Origin of the sequence: Petrocella atlantisensis, assembly GCF_900538275.1 — a bacterium.
Lineage (GTDB): Bacteria > Bacillota > Clostridia > Lachnospirales > Vallitaleaceae > Petrocella > Petrocella atlantisensis.
On the sequence record NZ_LR130778.1, the window covers coordinates 2618083 to 2634899 of the forward strand.

Here is a 16817-nt window from a genome sequence, read left to right on the forward strand (position 1 = left end):
TAGAGTAGAAGACATAATTATGCTATACTAATGATAATAAAAAAAAGAGAGGTGTTTATATGTACGGAGCAATTGAAGCGGGCGGTACCAAATTTGTGTGTGCGGCTGTGGATGAAGACATGAACATTGTAGATCAAATAACAGTTGCAACCTTAGAACCTAAACAAACCATGAAAGAAGTTATTGAATTTTTCAAAAAAAACCCTGTAAAAGCAATCGGCATAGGTGCATTTGGACCAATAGAGATTAGTCCCAATAAAGAAAATTATGGGCAGATATTGAATACACCAAAGTTGGCATGGCGTTGGTTTAACATGTATAAAGAACTCAGCGCAGCACTTGACATACCGATAAAGATTGATACGGATGTCAATGCAGCTGCCCTTGGAGAATTTAAAGAAGGCCATGCTGTTGGTAAAAGAAGTGTTTTATATATCACTATTGGAACCGGTGTCGGAGCAGGATTTGTCTTGGAAGGCGAGACCTTGTTCGGCTTAACCCATCCTGAGATGGGACATATTCTTATTAGACAAAAAGAAGAAGATGTATTTAAAGGTAACTGTCCAACCCATAACAATTGTCTTGAAGGTCTTGTATCAGGCCCGGCAATTGAAGCAAGACTTGGCATCAAGGGGCATGAGCTAGGTGAAGATCATGTGATTTGGGACCATGTTGCGGATTATATTGGTCAAGCACTTATGACCTATAATCTAATATTATCTCCTGAAATCATTCTAATTGGTGGTGGTGTAGCACAACAAGCCCATCTTTTCCCCAAAATCAGAACAGCGTTCAAAAAGCATATGAACGGTTATATTGATCATGAAATTATTAAGGGTGACTTAGAAGAATACATTCAATACCCTAAACTTGGACAAAAAGCAGGGCTGGTTGGTTCAATTTATTTGGCTAAAGGGATTGCCTTAGATTAAAAATTAAATCATGTATCAACCAATCTTTGCCACCGGGTAAAGTTTAAAAGGTGTTTTGCAGCATTTCGTTAGGTCTTAGAAGAAATGTTGTCTAAACATCTTTTTTTGCTCTCTAGGAAAGCCTATGCTATGTAAACTATCAAGGAAATCTTTTCTGCCGGAACAATTTGCTTTGCAAAGCGGGCGTAGCCTCTTTGTTCTGCTAAAGGAGACCAGCTATGAAAAGTCAAGTATAAATTAGCTGGAAATTCTTTTTAATCGAATTCCTTAAAAAAGGGTAACTTTAATAAGACTCCCTATAAGGTAGTTTTCAAAATCAAATGATATTCGGGTTTTAATTAGTCGAGATTAAACTCGACTTCGTCAGTAAGCATCTTATAGATGACCCTGACAAGCTTACCGGCACAGTGACCTAAAGTGTTGTAGTGGTTTCGGCCTTCAGCTCTTTTAGTATCGTAATAAGCTTTAAATGTGTCGTTGTTACGAACAACATTGTTTGCAGCATTAATTAATGCATAACGTAAGGTTTTTGATCCTCGTTTTGACATACGTGTACGTTTGGCAACAAAGTTTCCAGACTGATAAACAGACGGATCTAACCCAGCATAAGCTAGAACTTTGCTAGCATTGGAGAAGCGTTTAATGTTACCAATTTCACCAAGAATCATTCCACCATTGACAAATCCAATGCCTGGAATGGTCATGATAAGTGAATCAAGTGAAAGCATAATTGATTGCATTTCCGATTCAACAGTTTTTAACTGGCTATCTAATAACTCGATTTGCTCGATAGCATGAGTTATTTGAATAGATAAAGACCTGTCGCTGGATCCGACAGACTCCCTTGCAAGAACTCTTAATGCTTTAGCATGTTCTTTCTTGAAGTGGCCGTGGGAGGCTTTTAAAAGAAGAGCTGAAAGATGAGTCATATGCATGGAGGCAATAGCATCCGGAGTAGGAGCTTCTTTAAGAAGCTGATAACAGGCTTTCTGATGCAAACCTGATTTGAAGAAGTATTGGAGTTCAGGGAAAACCTGATCCATATAAGAAGTTAGCTGAATTTTCAACCTAGTACGGTTTTTAACCAGCTTCTGACGGAAACGTCCAAGATTCTTCAAATGCATAAGATCAATGTCTTCTACAGTGAGGAAACGATGATCATGCATCATAAGGGTTTTAGCGATAACAAAGGTATCAACTTTATCAGTCTTAGTCTTGCGAATGTTATTTTTCGCATAGATGAAGTCTGAAGTGGGTTGATGAGACAAACCTTAAAGTGTCTAGATACAAGAAATTCAATAAGGTTGTTGCCATAGTGAGCTGTTGATTCAAGACCAATGATGAGGTCACTCTTTTAAAGGAACTAATTGAAGAGAGCAACAAATGGAAGCCATCACTGTCATTCGTAAATTTGAACGGCTCGAGAAGTACTTCACCATCAGAAGATATGGCTGCGGCGAAGTGGTTAAGTTTGGCGATATCAATGCCAAGATAGATCATGAGATTAAATCTCCTTTCGAATTATTGATACCATGACGTCCACCAGCGATTATCATTGTAGACTTGAATGAGATAAGTACTCTATACAAAATGTATGGCACATCCAGCTAATAAACAATTCAGATAAAGGTAGCGGCAATACACTCCTGTTAAGTAGTCTGTGCTACAGAAAAAAATCAAAGGTACCACAGTATCTGAATGTATTATAGTCACGAATAAAAAAGAAAGGAAAGTGTGATATTTACTTCTATAAATATCATACAAGAAATAGTATGGAAAAATCATTGCTAAGAAATTTTGGAAAATATGTGAGTTTAAATATACTGGGTATGATGGGTCTTTCTTGTTATATTCTGGCAGATACTTATTTTGTATCCAAAGCTTTAGGTTCAATAGGGATTGCGTCACTAAATATTTCTATATCCATTTATAGTATGATCCATGGGATTGGATTGATGATCGGTATTGGAGGTGCGACTAGGTTTTGTATTTTACAATCACAGAACAAAGCGGAGAATTCAAACATCATTTTTACGACAGCCATAAAAATAGGTATACTGATGGGGGTCATTTTAGCGTTTGTGGGACTATTTGGAGGGAAAAACTTAGCATTGATCCTAGGCGCCGACGCTTTGACCCTGCCTTTAATAAAAACATATTTAAGCACAGTACTTATTTTTGCACCTTTCTTTATTACAAATAATGTCATGATTGCCTTTATACGTAACGACAACAATCCTAAATTATCCATGATTGCTATGCTGATTGGAAGTTTTTCTAATATTGCTTTAGATTATTTATTTATGTTTCCACTGAACATGGGCATGTTCGGAGCTGCTTTAGCAACAGGTTTAGCGCCAATCATAAGTATTTTCATTTTGCAGTTTCATTTCATTAAGAAGACAAGCAAGCTTATTTTTCTTAAGGTCAAGATGGTGTGGTCGTCTATTTTTGACATATTTGGTTTAGGTTTATCCTCTTTAATTATTGAGGTTTCTTCTGCGGTTACCTTAATAACGTTTAATATAATTATTCTAGACATTGAAGGTAATTTGGGAGTGGCAGCCTATGGTATTGTTGCTAATTTAGCGCTCGTAGCCATAGCCATATTTTCAGGTTTAGCCCAAGGCACTCAACCATTAGTTAGCAAATACTTTGGCATTAAGGAATATGCCATGGTGAAAAAAGTATCAAAATACGCATTGCTGACAGCTGTTGCTATAGCAAACATGATGTTTATTTTACTCTTCGTATATTCAGAGTCAATCATAGGAATATTTAATAGTGAAAACAACCTTCAAGTTGCACAGATGGCGGAAAGTGGGTTGAAAATCTATTTTATGGGATTTTTCTTTGCGGGGATCAACATTGTAATAACGATGTTGTTAAGTGCAACAGAGAAAATAAAAGATGCATTAAGAATTTCAATATCTCGTGGATTCCTGATCATCGTTCCTTTAGTTATCATAATGAGTAGAATATGGCATATGAATGGTGTGTGGTTCGCATTCATCATAACAGAAATATTAGTACTTCTTATGACGTTATACTTTAAGAAGGTTAGAAGAAAATCATTAGCACCTTAAGGGTATTAAAGGCCACTTTACGCTTTATACGAATAATGCTATAATAATAGTCGATTAAACTGAGCATAGGAAGAGAGAATAGTGTAGAGATGAACATCTATGATATAGCTAAATTAGCAGGGGTCTCCCATACCACAGTTTCACGCGTGATTAATAATAAACCGGGCGTTAAGCCGGAAACACGAGATAGAATCTTAAGAATTCTAGATGAGAATGCTTATATTCCCAATAGTTTTGCCAGGGGTCTTGCGAATGCCGGTAATAAGATTATTGGTATTATTGTTATTGATGTAAGGAACAATCATCATATTAATACAGCTTTCCATATTGAAGAAGAGTTTTCTAAGTATGGTTATATGAGCATTATTGGTGGTTGTGGCTTAGACAACAGTAAACAAGAAGCTTATCTTAGAGCTATGGCAGGCAGAAACATTGATGGACTTGTACTTATAGGTTCGAGATTTCAAAATGATATAACAAAAAGATGCATCCAAAAATACTTTTATGATAAACCAGTAGTGATAGCCAATGGCCAACTGGATCTTGATAATGTCTGTGGTGTCGTAGTAGACGAGAGAAAAGCCGTTTCAAATGTTGTGGATTATCTGGTATCCAAAGGTCACCGTGAGATTGCCTTTATGAATGATTATGTGACTTATAGTGCCCATAACAAACAAGAGGGATTTATTGATGGTATAAGAAAAAACCATATCATGTTTAATGAAAGCTATATCAGGCATATAAAGACGGATCATGTAAACAGTCAGTTTGAGACAGAAAAATTCCTTAAAAGAAACCAAGGCGTTACTGCAATTATTTATAGTGAAGATATTATGGCAGTAGGTGGCGTAAAAGCATGTGGCCATCTAGGATTAAGAATACCTGAAGACATGAGTATAATCGGTTTCAATAATTCAATCTATGCAGATATAAGCACGCCTAAAATATCCAGCATCGATAATCGCATTAATGACATGGGTGCATATTGTACCAAAGCCTTGTATGCTATGCTACAAGGGGAAAAGACAGAACACATTTATAACATTATGCCTATATTTGACATGAAAGAGTCTACGAATTAAGCGTTATGTATAAAAATATTCAAAAAACGATTGACGATGAGATACATGTATGTTATTATCTTACTAACGGTTGTTAGCGGTAACATAATATGTATACAATTTGACGTTAGAACACATGTAATAAGCTCTATATTTTTTTGTTGAAATGTTAGCGCTAACATGACGAGATGATATTTGACTATTTTGACAATATATTTTTTTGAAACTAATGTTAGCGCTAACATTTTACCTAATAATGCATTTGCAAGGGAAAGGATTATTTTATGATTTGCTCATCCATTTATTCATCATTTGATACCAACTTATATCCAAGCGTCTTAAAAGAAGCCATATCGTTTTTCAAAAATTCAGATATTGGGAATATGGCGCCTGGAGAATACGAGATTGACGGCAGAAATGTTTACTACCAGATTATTGACATGACAACAAAAAACATAGAGGACGGTCGTCCGGAAGTACATAGGAAATACATCGATATCCAATTTTTATTTGAGGGAAAAGAAAATATTGGTTTTGTTGATGATCATGGCAACAATCAAGTGGACCAGAATTTACTTGAAGAAAGAGATCTGTTGTTTTATAAAGACGTTTCGGATATGACGATGATTGCTATGAAGCCAGGCGATTTCTGTGTGTTTTTTCCAAATGACGTCCATATGCCAGGCTGTATGCGAGAAACTAATATGCCGATTAGAAAAGTTGTCTACAAAGTAAATTATGACTATTACAAAAATTCTAAATAAATAAGGGAGGTAGAAAATGAAAGAAGTTAATTGGGGTATGATTGGCTGCGGTCAGGTTACAGAGATTAAAAGCGGACCAGGATTGTATAAGGCAGAGAATTCTAATCTCTTAGCTGTCTATAATGACAATTATGATAGAACACTGGACTATACAAAACGCCATGGTATCAAGAAAGCTTATAATGAAGTAGAAGATTTATTGAATGATTCGGACATCGATATCATATATATAGCAACACCGCCAAAATTTCATAAAGAATACGCAATCAGGTGCTTAAAAGCCAACAAGATTCCCTATATTGAGAAGCCGGTGGCAATGAACCTTGATGAGTGCTTAGAGATTAAGGCATTGTCAGAAGAATTGAATATACCTGTTTATGTTGCTTTTTATAGAAGAGGCATGGAAAAATTTATTAAAATTAAAGAGCTATTAGAGGCACAAGTCATCGGTGATATTAGATATGTTTATGTAACGCAGATTATGAAAGTGGAAGATAGTGAATTAACAAGGGAACGTTTGCCTTGGCGTGTCATTCCTGAAATCTCAGGAGGTGGCAAGTTTCTAGATATGGGCGTTCATGTCCTGGATTGCTTAGAATTTTATTTTGGAGAAATGGATACCATGCAAGGTATTGTAGAAAACACAGGCGGTTATTATGAAGCGGACGATACAGTTGTGGCAACCTTTAGATTCAAAAATGGTATCATTGGCTCGGGCACTTGGTGTTACGTAGCGGATCAGGAAATTAATGAAGTACAGATTGTTGGTGAAAAGGGCCGCATTCTCTATGATGGACTATCCGGAAAAAGCTTTACCCTCATTAAAGATGGCGTAGAAGAAACATTTGAATTTGAAGAGTTTGATCATGTGGCAATGGCTTATCAGCAAGCGGTTGTTAATGAATTAATAGGTAAAGAAAAGAGCCATGCTAATTTTGATGAAGCCATTAACCTAGTGAAAATGACAGATATGCTGTTAAGCGACTATTATAAAAGGAGTGCTAAATAATGCTTAGAATTAAATATGATGAGATGGTGAAAACGTTTGAAGACATTTTGTTGAAAAAAGGTTTCAAACCTGAAACAGCCAGAAAAAGTGCAGAGAACTTTGCCAATAACAGCGTCGACGGTATCTATTCCCATGGTGTTAACCGTTTTCCAAGGGTCGTATCCTATATTGATAAAGGTTACATTAAAGTAGATGCAGAACCAACAGTAGAAGGAAGAATGGGTGGTTTTGAGCGTTGGAATGGTAATTTGGCCATGGGTAATACCAATGCAGTAAGTGCTATGGACCGAGCGATTGAACTTGCAAAAGAGTGTGGCATCGGTATCGTAGCCCTTGGAAATACTAACCATTGGATGCGTGGTGGTACTTTTGGATGGCAAGCAGCAGACGCTGGCATGATTGGCTTATGTTGGACCAATACTATGCCTAATATGCCTGCATGGGGCACCAAAGATCGAAACATTGGTAACAATCCTTTTGTTATGGCGATACCAAGAAGCAACATGGAGCACGTGGTGGTAGACTGTGCGATGGCACAATTTTCCTATGGCAAGATTGAAGAAACCAAGTTCAAAGGTCAACAACTTCCTGTTGTTGGTGGATATGATACTGAAGGTAAAGCAACAACCGATCCGGTTGAGATTGAAAAAACATGGCGTGTTCTTCCAATTGGTTTTTGGAAAGGTTCGGGATTATCCATTGCATTTGACCTTATTGCAGCAGTACTTTCCGGCGCTAATTCAACAACAGCCATTGGTAAGAAATATGAAGATGAATTCGGCTTATCTCAAATATTCATTGCCATTGATCCAACGCATATGAGTAGTGTTAATATCACAGATGCAATCATCGATGAGGTTATTGAGGACATAAGGCAGTCTGAAAAAGCAGAAGGTTGTAATCAGATTTATTATCCTGGCGAAATGGAAATCAATACAAGAAGAGATAACCTTGAAAACGGTATTCCGGTTCTTGAGGACATATGGAATACGATCACAGCACTGTAGGTATTTATTTCTAAGTTTTAACCAAAGCTTAGAAACTAATATAGGTTGAAAGTGTTAAATATATAGGTGATACTTCAACCGTATAACAAAAATAGGAGGAAAGAAAATGAAAAAATTATTATCCATGTTATTAGTAGCAGTAATGATCATGAGCTTGGCGGGATGTGCAAGTGAAGAGGCACCAAGCAATGAGACAGACGAAACAGAGGCAGAAACAACAGGGGAAACAACAGAGACAGAGACAGAAGCACCAGCAGCAGAAGTCATCACACTTCGTGTAGCGCACAACCAAACATCACTTGACAACCCTTACCAATTTGGACTCAACAAATTTGCAGAAGAAATTGCAAGATTATCCGGTGGGACCATTGTAGCAGAAGTATTTCCGGGAACTCTTGGAACCAATGAAAATGAGTTAGCCATGAAACTAACAACCGATTCAGTGGACATGGTTGTAGCATCACCAGGCTTTATGGCAGGTACAGGCGTACAAGAGTTTGACCTTCTATCCTTGCTATACTTATTTGATAGCTTTGATCACTGGGAAACAACCATTGATGGCGAGTTCGGTGACACCATGAAAGACTTAATCGTAGAAAAAACCAACAATGACTTTAAAGTTGTAGGATATTATTCATCAGGCGTTCGTAACTATTATGGTAAGAAGCCAATCACAGTTCCATCAGATTCAGCAGGACTAAACATTAGGTTACAAGGTTCTCCAGTTCAACAAGAGTTCTGGAAAAGTGCCGGTGCTAACCCAATCAGTGTAGGCTGGGCAGAACTTTATCAAGCCCTTAATACAGGAACTGCTGATGCAGCAGAAAACGATCATACCAATATGATGTTACAAGGTCACCATACGACAGATAATGGTAAATATACATCTTTAACCTATCATGACTATACAACAAGATTATTACTCATGAACGGACATGCATTTGATAAGTTCACAGAAGAGCAACAAGGTTGGATTCTTGAAGCTGCTGAAGCATCTGTTGCAGAAGAAAGAGCCGTTACTTACAAAATGTTAGATGAGTCTAGAGACAAGATTCTTGCAGATGGCGGAGAAATCAACGAAGTTGACTTAGAAGCGTTTAAAACATTAGCACTTCCTATCCAAGACAAATATGCAGAAGAAAACAATCTACAAGATTTATTGGAATTAACCAGAAAATAATTACAGTTAAAGGTCAAAACTAAGTTTCACTAAATTCACATACAGTGTATGTGAAAGTTCAACTATATAGTTTTGACACCTTAACCGTATCAACACATCAACTTAAGGCTATGTCTAAGTAGCCTTAAGTTTTTTGAAAGGGAAAATGATGATTGATAAAATTGCAAAAACAGTGCAGAGCATCGAGATTTTATTTGGAACACTTTTTATCAGTATATTTTTTATAACGATTATTATTCAGGTTTTTAGTAGGTATCTTGGCATTACCGTAAGTTGGACAGGCGAAGTGGCTATGTATTCCTTTACATGGGCAGTTTTTTTGGGTGCCGGTGCAATGACTTACGAAGACAAACACTTTGCATTTACATCTCTTAGGGACCGAGTAACCGGTAAAAAGAGAGAAATGCTCAATATTTTCTTATATCTGATTGTAATGAGCTTCACATTAGCGATACTCTACTATGGTGTCATCATAACCATGAAGTTCTGGAATTATAGATGGATTGATATACCACAGATGAGTATGGGTTATACATGGTTATGTGTACCAATACTTGGCGCAACAACAACCTTGTATTGTATCAACCACATTGTAACGTATGTAAAAAGATTTAGGATGGAGGCGTAGAAAATGACACAAGTCTTATTGGTTGCAATTTTTGTAATCTTTATTGCCATTGGAGTACCAATATCCTATGTAATTGGTATTGTAGCTTTTGCAGGCGTATTATTGATACCTAATCTTGGCGGTATCGTTGTTTTTATGAAAATGTTTACGGGGCTAAGCTCCTTTGTGTTACTGGCAATACCCTTATTTATTCTGGCAGCGAATCTCATGAACCATGGATCCATATCAAAAAGGTTAATTGATTTTTCGAATGCTTTAGTAGGACATAGGCGGGGTGGTTTGGCCCATGCCAATATTATGGTATCCATGATCTTTGCAGGCGTGTCCGGATCTTCTCAAGCAGATACAGCCGGCGTCGGTAAAGTTTTGATTCCCAAAATGGAAGAAAGTGGCTACGATAAAGGTACAGCAGTTGGCGTAACCGCAGCTTCTTCAACCCTTGGCAGTATCATACCACCAAGTATTACCATGGTTGTATTTGCAGGTATTGCCAATGTTTCCACAGGCAAACTCTTCTTAGTTGGTCTTGTGCCTGGTATTGTACTGGGTCTATCCATGATGTTCATGGTCTATCTGATCAGCAAGAAAAAGAATTTTCCAAGATATGAGAAAGTATCACTTAAAGAAACCTTCAAATTATTCTTAAGCAGTTTTCCGGCATTACTCACACCGGTTATTATCATCGGTGGTATTGTAACCGGTGCTTATACGGCTACAGAAGCAGCAGCATTTGCCTGTGTCTATGCCTTGATTATTGGTATGTTTGTGTATAAAACCATAAAAGTAAGGGACTTGCCGGACATCGTCAAGCAGACCTTAAAGCTAAGCTCTCTATCTTTATTTGCCCTTAGTACGGCCAATGCTCTTGGTGAGTTGTTGGGCTACTACAATGTATCCACAAAAGCAGCCAACTTTTTTGCACAGATACCAGGTGGAGCACCGGTATTTATGTTGGTGGTGGTAGCATTCTTCTTATTCATAGGGACCTTCATGGATGCGGTACCGGCTATGATTTTGTTTGTACCGGTTATACTTCCAGGTGCATTGGCCCTTGGTGTTGATCCAACCCATCTTGGCTTAATTGTAGTTATGACGTTGGCCCTTGGTCTCGTAACACCGCCTTACGGTTTGTGTCTACTAATTGCAGGCTCCATTTCGAATCTTGATTTGGAATCTTCGTTTAAAGGTGTATTACCCTATTTTTTAATCGCACTGGTAATGTTAATTATAATGGCGGTAACACCGGATTTGGTTATGGCCATTCCTAAGATGATCAGTCCGACCTATTTCTAACATAAGTAAAGGAGAACTATGAAAGCGATACTCATAAAAGAACCTCATAAAATAGAGGTAACAGATATAGAAATGGAACAATTAAAAAGTGAAAAAGATGTCCTAATAAAAGTAAAAGCCGGTGGCATATGTGGTTCGGATATGCATGGTTACCATGGTACATCTCCTTTTATTAATTACCCGGTTGTACCGGGCCATGAATTTGCAGGTCTTGTGACTAAGGTAGGCGAAGCGGTTAAAAACATTAAAGTGGGCGACCATGTTAGCGTAGATCCAGTCATTAGCTGTGGTGAATGTTATGCATGTAAAAGTGGTCGCTATAATGTATGTTCAGACCTAAAAGTGCGTGGTGTTCATGTGGACGGTGGATTTAAGGAGTATGTTTCCATACCTGAAAAAGCTTGTTATAAGATTAATGAGAACATTCCATGGGAAGTGGCATGTCTTGTTGAACCTTTTACCATTGCATCTCAATCCTTATCTCGTGGTGGTATTAATAAAAACGATATCGTTTTTATTGCCGGTGCCGGTGCTATTGGCCTGACCATATTACTTACGGCCAAAAGTGAGGGTGCTACAGTTATTATTTCTGATATTTCAGATGCCAAATTAGAAAGAGCAAAAGCGATTGGTGCAGATTATACCATCAATAGTTTAAACACATCTTTAGAGGCTTTTATTGAAGCTCATGAAGCTATTGAAGGCATAACATTGGCACTTGACGCGGTAGGTCACCCGAGTATAATTGAGAGTATACTACCCAGTATGTTACCAACGGGTAGAGTTGTACTTCTTGGATTTTTAAAAGCGCCATCGAATTTGATACAAATGGAAGTGACTAAAAAAGAACTGGATATCAAAGGTTCACGCCTAAGTTGTAATAAATTCTCAGTTGTTGTTGATTGTATAGAACAAGGTCTCTTTAATCCTAAGAAAATTATATCCCATACTTTCGATTACACGAAAGTTGAGGAAGCCATTGATTTGTTAGTGAATAGGCCGGATGAATGTTGTAAAGTCATATTAAACTTTGAAACAGAAGTATAGAAGGAGGAAAACCAATGAAAATGACATGGAGATGGTATGGGGTAGGCAATGATGACATTACCTTAGACCACATCAGACAGATTCCCGGTGTCATGGGTGCTGTCTGGTCGTTGCATGACAAAGTAGCAGGAGAAGTTTGGGAAATGGAACGGATTCAAGAAGTTGCTGACGTTCTGGCTTCGAAGAATTTTAGCCCTGCAGTCGTGGAGAGTGTGAATGTACATGATGACATCAAGATGGGTTTACCATCTAGAGATCATTATATTGACATCTACATTGATACCATTCGTAAGTTGGCAAAAGTGGGTGTAAAAGTTATTTGTTATAATTTTATGCCAGTATTTGACTGGACACGAACAGATCTTTATAAAGAACATCCGGATGGATCCAATGCTTTGTTTTATGAAAAAGCCCTAGTTGAGGGTGCTACACCAAAATCCATCGTTGACCGTATTCTTGAGGGTGCCGGAGAAAAAACCATGCCAGGTTGGGAACCGGAGCGACTATCCCATCTAGAACAACTTTTTGAAGGTTATAAGGACATTACTGAAGACGTCTTATTTGAGAATCTAAAATATTTCTTAGAAAAAATCATACCTGTTTGTGAAGAAGAAGATGTTAAAATGGCCATACATCCGGATGATCCGCCATGGCCAATATTTGGTTTGCCAAGAATCATCAGAAGTAGAGAACATATTCAGAAGTTCCTAAGTCTGGTCGACAGTCCTTATAACGGATTAACTTTATGTACAGGTTCCCTTGGACCTAATAAGCTCAATGATATTCCGAGTATTATTAGAGAATTTGGTAGTCGTATTCATTTTGCCCATGTTAGAAATGTTAAAGTTTTTGAGAATGGCGACTTTATTGAGACCTCCCATAGAGCTTGTGATGGGGATGTGGACATTATAGAAGTCATGAAAGCCTATCATGACATCGGTTTTGAAGGCTATATGCGTCCGGACCATGGTCGTCATTTGTGGGGTGAGGAAAAAAATTGTCGTCCCGGTTATGGCCTATATGACAGAGCTATGGGTGTTATGTATTTGTTGGGCGTATGGGATACCCTTGAAAGAGGGGTAAAATAATGAGACTGAATATAAGTTCATTAGAGCATACGAGCAAATGGGAAGCGATGGACATTAAGCTACCTATCTTTGATATAAAAAGGGTAAAAGAGAATACACAACAGTCACCTGAGTGGGTCCACTTTGGTGCCGGTAATATTTTTAGAGGTTTTGTGGCAAAATGCCATCAGCAACTATTGGATGATGGACTGGCGAAAACAGGTATTATTGCTGTTGAAACTTTTGACTATGAAGTCATAGAAAAAGTATTTGATCCGGCAGATAATCTAGCTTTAGTTGTACTGATGAACAGTGATGGTAGTTTTGATAAGACTGTGGTAGCCAGTATCGTTGAAAGTATGACCTCAGAAAATAAAAACCATCAAAGACTGACTGAAATATTTGAAGCACCTAGCTTACAGATTGCAAGTTTCACCATTACTGAAAAAGGTTATGCTTTGAAGGATTTTTCCGGTAAATACTATTCTTTTGTTCAGGTGGATTTGGACCGTGGACCGGAGTATGCGACACATGCGATGAGTGTCGTTACAGCCTTGTTATACAAACGTTATCAAAAAGAGGCAATGCCCATAACTCTGTTAAGCATGGATAACTGTGCTAATAACGGTGACAAAGTGAAAGCAGCCGTAATCACCATTGCTAAAGAATGGCTAAAAAATGGATTTGTAGAAGAAGGTTTTGTAAATTACGTCATGGATGAAGATAAGGTGTCCTACCCAATATCCATGATTGATAAAATCACCCCACGTCCTTCAGATATCATCAAAGCAGCATTGGTGAGTGACGGTCTAGAAGATATGGATGTGGTTGTGACGTCTAAAAACACATATATGGCACCTTTTGTTAATGCTGAGGTGAGTGAGTACTTGGTTATTGAAGACAAGTTCCCTAACGGTCGACCTGAACTTGAAAAGGCAGGGGTACTTTTCTGTGACCGTGCAACAGTTAACAAGGTGGAAACCATGAAGGTAACAACATGTCTGAATCCTTTGCACACAGCCCTTGCGGTTACCGGTTGTCTATTGGGTTATGATTTGATAGCAGATGAAGTAAAGAACCCAACCCTTAAAAAGTTGATAGAAACCATTGGCTATACAGAAGGTTTACCTGTTGTTACAGACCCAATCATTCTATCACCGAAAGCTTTTATTGATGAAGTGGTTCAGTCTCGGTTTGCAAATCCTTTTATCCCGGACACACCACAAAGAATCGCAACAGATACTTCACAAAAAGTAGGTATACGTTTTGGTGAAACCATTAAGTCTTATGTAAAAGACCCATCATTAGATCCATCAAGTCTTGTCGGTATCCCATTAGCTATTGCCAGCTGGTGTCGTTATCTTATGGGTATTGATGATGAAGGCAATATTTTTGAGCTGAGTTCAGATCCTATGTTACAAACACTGAAAGAGACCATCGATACAGTGAAAATGGGTGACGATTTTGCTGATTTAAGTCCGATTTTGAGTAATCGTGAGATTTTTGGATTAGATCTTTACGAAGTTGGTTTAGGTAAGACGATTGAAACCATGTTTGTAAGTATGTTACAAGGGCCAGGTGCTGTGGCGAATACATTACAAGCGTATTTGAAATAATATACCTTTATGGTGTCAAAACTAAGTTTCTCTATGTAAAATACAAGAGATCATTATGATGAGTACATTTAATGTCAACAAGTTGATAAAAAATTATCAACTTGTTGACATTAAAAAAATAAGATGCTATAATTAGCCCATTGAAAACAATTGAATAGTTCCTTCAGGGCAGGGTGTAATTCCCGACCGGCGGTAAAGTCCGCGAGCCGATTTTGGCTGACTTGGTGTAATTCCAAGACCGACAGTAAAGTCTGGATGAGAGAAGGCAATTATAGCATGGCCATATTATGCTTTAATGAAACTGTGACAAGCTCTGAAGATTATTCTTTAGAGCTTTTTTATTTTCTAGGCAAGCTGGGAGGACATTATGGATCAAGTATATATGAAAAAAGCCATAGCGTTAGCCAAACTGGGTGTTGGTAACACCAACCCGAATCCTATGGTTGGTGCATTAATAATAAAAGATGGTAAAATCATAGCCGAAGGCTATCACGCATATTATGGTGGTCCTCATGCTGAGGTGAATGCCTTTAAGAACGCAACAGCTTCTGTGGAAGGTGCAACCATGTATGTGACCCTAGAACCTTGTTCTCATTATGGAAAAACGCCACCCTGTGCCAATCTAATTGTTGAAAAAGGCATAAGCAAAGTGGTTGTCGGTATGATGGATCCTAACCCGGAAGTCTCAGGTCGTGGTATTGCACTTCTAGAAGAGAACAACATAGAAGTGGTTGTCTTAGATATGGGTGAGGAACTCCTTAAGCTAAATGAGATCTTTCTAAAGTATATCAAAACCAAAAAGCCCTTTTGCATTTTAAAGACAGCCATGACCTTAGATGGAAAAATCGCCACCAAAACAGGTGATTCCAAATGGATTACAAATGAAACATCTAGAAAACAAGTCCATCAGTTACGTCATCAAGTCATGGGTATTATGGTAGGTGTAGGAACGGTTATAGCAGATGACCCTAGCCTGACAACACGTCTTGAGGGTAGCCAAGTTGGTCTAGACCCGGTCAGGATTATCCTGGATACGCGTGGTCGCATACCCCTTGATGCCAAGGTCTTAACCCAAGCATCCGACGCAATTACCATTGTGGCAACAACACATCTGATGCCGGATGCTACAAAAAAAGCCATTAAGGCTACAGGTAACCGGGTTGTGGTATTACCGCTCAAAGATCATCATGTGGACATGGCATCATTGATAGAATTATTAGGTGAACAAGGCATGGATAGTATTCTAATTGAAGGTGGAGCCACTTTGAACTACTCAGCCCTTGAAGCCGGAATTGTTGATAAAGTTATAACCTATGTGGCGCCTAAGATCTTCGGTGGAGATTTGGCCAAATCTCCGGTAGGTGGCGAGGGCATATCCCAGGTAAAGGAAGCCATTTTATTAGAAGGTCTTGTCACAACTATTTGTGAAGGTGACATTGTCATAGAAGGTTATATCAAGAAGGAGGGGTTATAGATGTTTACAGGGTTAATCGAGGAAATCGGTTATATTCAAAAAATTAATAAAACAACCAAGTCGGCTAAGCTGACCATTAGGGCCTCCAAAGTTATCGAGGGCTCAAAAGTTGGAGACAGCATATGTACCAATGGTGTCTGTTTGACGGTGGTTCATATGGATGCCATAAGCTTTACAGTGGATGTCATGCCGGAGACCATGAGAAGTAGCAACTTGGGAGAACTTACCACCAACAGTCCCGTGAATCTTGAGCGGGCTTTACAACTGAAGGATCGATTGGGTGGACATATGGTCTCAGGTCATATTGACGGTGTTGGTAAAATTCATGAAATGATAAAAGAAGCCAATGCCACATGGGTCAGTATTAAAGCAAGTCCGAAGCTGCTGAAATATATTATTCATAAAGGCTCGATTGCCATTGATGGTATAAGTTTGACAGTCGCTTATGTGGACCAAGAGATGTTCAAAGTATCTCTGATCCCTTTAACCAAGGAAGAAACCACTTTACTTGGTAAAAAGATTGGCGACAGTGTGAATTTGGAATGTGATATGGTGGGAAAATATATTGAAAAATTAATGTTGTATAGTGACGTGACAGAAACCAAAAAACCTATGGATATGAATTTCCTTAGAGAAAACGGATTTATGTAAAG

General features: G+C 38.2%; 15 protein-coding genes, 1 pseudogene and 1 riboswitch. Of the genes and pseudogenes, 15 read left to right on the forward strand and 1 reads right to left on the reverse strand.

Translation table 11 applies throughout. The annotated features are described in order from the left end of the window. The first annotated feature begins 59 nt into the window (after positions 1 to 59). Entirely contained in the window at positions 60 to 932 is an 873-nt protein-coding gene (locus tag PATL70BA_RS12050) for an ROK family protein (protein ID WP_125137593.1), read from the forward strand. A 338-nt stretch (positions 933 to 1270) separates the two neighbouring features. On the opposite strand, the pseudogene PATL70BA_RS12055 reads toward PATL70BA_RS12050, so the two are convergent. Then, positions 1271 to 2381 (reverse strand): annotated as a pseudogene (locus tag PATL70BA_RS12055) (IS110 family RNA-guided transposase). Here PATL70BA_RS12055 and PATL70BA_RS16645 point away from each other — a divergent pair. The 14 genes from PATL70BA_RS16645 (at position 2316) to PATL70BA_RS12120 (ending at position 16815) form a co-directional block, all read left to right on the forward strand. Then, positions 2316 to 2468 (forward strand): hypothetical protein, encoded by a 153-nt coding sequence (locus PATL70BA_RS16645; protein WP_243116024.1) that lies wholly within the window; start codon positions 2316 to 2318, stop codon positions 2466 to 2468. The pseudogene PATL70BA_RS12055 and the gene PATL70BA_RS16645 overlap by 66 nt on opposite strands. Before the next feature lie 236 nt (positions 2469 to 2704). Then, the gene (locus tag PATL70BA_RS12060) at positions 2705 to 4018 is read left to right on the forward strand and encodes an MATE family efflux transporter (RefSeq protein ID WP_125137594.1); all 1314 of its coding nucleotides are present in this window, start codon (positions 2705 to 2707) and stop codon (positions 4016 to 4018) included. 89 nt (positions 4019 to 4107) lie between these two features. Then, positions 4108 to 5100, forward strand: a complete 993-nt coding sequence (locus PATL70BA_RS12065; RefSeq protein ID WP_125137595.1) for a LacI family DNA-binding transcriptional regulator — start codon at positions 4108 to 4110, stop codon at positions 5098 to 5100. Positions 5101 to 5363: 263 nt separating this feature from the next. Next, positions 5364 to 5843 (forward strand): YhcH/YjgK/YiaL family protein, encoded by a 480-nt coding sequence (locus PATL70BA_RS12070; protein WP_125137596.1) that lies wholly within the window; start codon positions 5364 to 5366, stop codon positions 5841 to 5843. A gap of 16 nt (positions 5844 to 5859) precedes the next feature. After that, a complete protein-coding gene (locus PATL70BA_RS12075; protein WP_125137597.1) occupies positions 5860 to 6852 on the forward strand; it encodes a Gfo/Idh/MocA family protein in 993 nt (330 codons plus the stop codon). Further along, a complete protein-coding gene (gene yiaK / locus PATL70BA_RS12080; protein ID WP_125137598.1) occupies positions 6852 to 7859 on the forward strand; it encodes a 3-dehydro-L-gulonate 2-dehydrogenase in 1008 nt (335 codons plus the stop codon). The genes PATL70BA_RS12075 and yiaK overlap by 1 nt, the downstream gene beginning before the upstream one ends. A gap of 106 nt (positions 7860 to 7965) precedes the next feature. Beyond that, positions 7966 to 9039, forward strand: coding sequence for a TRAP transporter substrate-binding protein (locus tag PATL70BA_RS12085; protein WP_125137599.1), 1074 nt, complete (start codon positions 7966 to 7968; stop codon positions 9037 to 9039). A gap of 145 nt (positions 9040 to 9184) precedes the next feature. Next, positions 9185 to 9667: a TRAP transporter small permease gene (locus PATL70BA_RS12090; protein WP_197715762.1), complete on the forward strand. Its 483-nt coding sequence runs from the start codon at positions 9185 to 9187 to the stop codon at positions 9665 to 9667. Positions 9668 to 9670: 3 nt separating this feature from the next. Further along, positions 9671 to 10960, forward strand: a complete 1290-nt coding sequence (locus PATL70BA_RS12095; protein WP_125137600.1) for a TRAP transporter large permease — start codon at positions 9671 to 9673, stop codon at positions 10958 to 10960. 18 nt (positions 10961 to 10978) lie between these two features. Continuing rightward, complete coding sequence (locus PATL70BA_RS12100; protein WP_125137601.1) at positions 10979 to 12007, forward strand: zinc-binding alcohol dehydrogenase family protein; 1029 nt, start codon at positions 10979 to 10981, stop codon at positions 12005 to 12007. A 14-nt stretch (positions 12008 to 12021) separates the two neighbouring features. After that, a complete protein-coding gene (uxuA, locus tag PATL70BA_RS12105) occupies positions 12022 to 13095 on the forward strand; it encodes a mannonate dehydratase (protein WP_125137602.1) in 1074 nt (357 codons plus the stop codon). Beyond that, positions 13095 to 14690 (forward strand): mannitol dehydrogenase family protein, encoded by a 1596-nt coding sequence (locus PATL70BA_RS12110; protein ID WP_172596231.1) that lies wholly within the window; start codon positions 13095 to 13097, stop codon positions 14688 to 14690. Before uxuA ends, PATL70BA_RS12110 begins: the two co-directional genes overlap by 1 nt. Positions 14691 to 14845: 155 nt before the next feature. Continuing rightward, positions 14846 to 14961: riboswitch (FMN riboswitch) on the forward strand. A gap of 96 nt (positions 14962 to 15057) precedes the next feature. Beyond that, entirely contained in the window at positions 15058 to 16164 is a 1107-nt protein-coding gene (ribD, locus tag PATL70BA_RS12115; RefSeq protein WP_125137604.1) for a bifunctional diaminohydroxyphosphoribosylaminopyrimidine deaminase/5-amino-6-(5-phosphoribosylamino)uracil reductase RibD, read from the forward strand. Further along, positions 16165 to 16815: a riboflavin synthase gene (locus PATL70BA_RS12120; RefSeq protein ID WP_125137605.1), complete on the forward strand. Its 651-nt coding sequence runs from the start codon at positions 16165 to 16167 to the stop codon at positions 16813 to 16815. Positions 16816 to 16817: the final 2 nt, after the last annotated feature.

Coding starts and splice junctions, on each gene's coding strand:
- PATL70BA_RS12095 (WP_125137600.1), top strand. CDS start 9,671: ATGACACAAGTCTTATTGGTTGCAATTTTTGTAATCTTTATTGCCATT.
- uxuA (WP_125137602.1), top strand. CDS start 12,022: ATGAAAATGACATGGAGATGGTATGGGGTAGGCAATGATGACATTACC.
- PATL70BA_RS16645 (WP_243116024.1), top strand. CDS start 2,316: ATGGAAGCCATCACTGTCATTCGTAAATTTGAACGGCTCGAGAAGTAC.
- PATL70BA_RS12120 (WP_125137605.1), top strand. CDS start 16,165: ATGTTTACAGGGTTAATCGAGGAAATCGGTTATATTCAAAAAATTAAT.
- yiaK (WP_125137598.1), top strand. CDS start 6,852: ATGCTTAGAATTAAATATGATGAGATGGTGAAAACGTTTGAAGACATT.
- PATL70BA_RS12085 (WP_125137599.1), top strand. CDS start 7,966: ATGAAAAAATTATTATCCATGTTATTAGTAGCAGTAATGATCATGAGC.
- PATL70BA_RS12060 (WP_125137594.1), top strand. CDS start 2,705: ATGGAAAAATCATTGCTAAGAAATTTTGGAAAATATGTGAGTTTAAAT.
- PATL70BA_RS12075 (WP_125137597.1), top strand. CDS start 5,860: ATGAAAGAAGTTAATTGGGGTATGATTGGCTGCGGTCAGGTTACAGAG.
- PATL70BA_RS12065 (WP_125137595.1), top strand. CDS start 4,108: ATGAACATCTATGATATAGCTAAATTAGCAGGGGTCTCCCATACCACA.
- PATL70BA_RS12050 (WP_125137593.1), top strand. CDS start 60: ATGTACGGAGCAATTGAAGCGGGCGGTACCAAATTTGTGTGTGCGGCT.
- PATL70BA_RS12100 (WP_125137601.1), top strand. CDS start 10,979: ATGAAAGCGATACTCATAAAAGAACCTCATAAAATAGAGGTAACAGAT.
- PATL70BA_RS12090 (WP_197715762.1), top strand. CDS start 9,185: ATGATGATTGATAAAATTGCAAAAACAGTGCAGAGCATCGAGATTTTA.
- ribD (WP_125137604.1), top strand. CDS start 15,058: ATGGATCAAGTATATATGAAAAAAGCCATAGCGTTAGCCAAACTGGGT.
- PATL70BA_RS12110 (WP_172596231.1), top strand. CDS start 13,095: ATGAGACTGAATATAAGTTCATTAGAGCATACGAGCAAATGGGAAGCG.
- PATL70BA_RS12070 (WP_125137596.1), top strand. CDS start 5,364: ATGATTTGCTCATCCATTTATTCATCATTTGATACCAACTTATATCCA.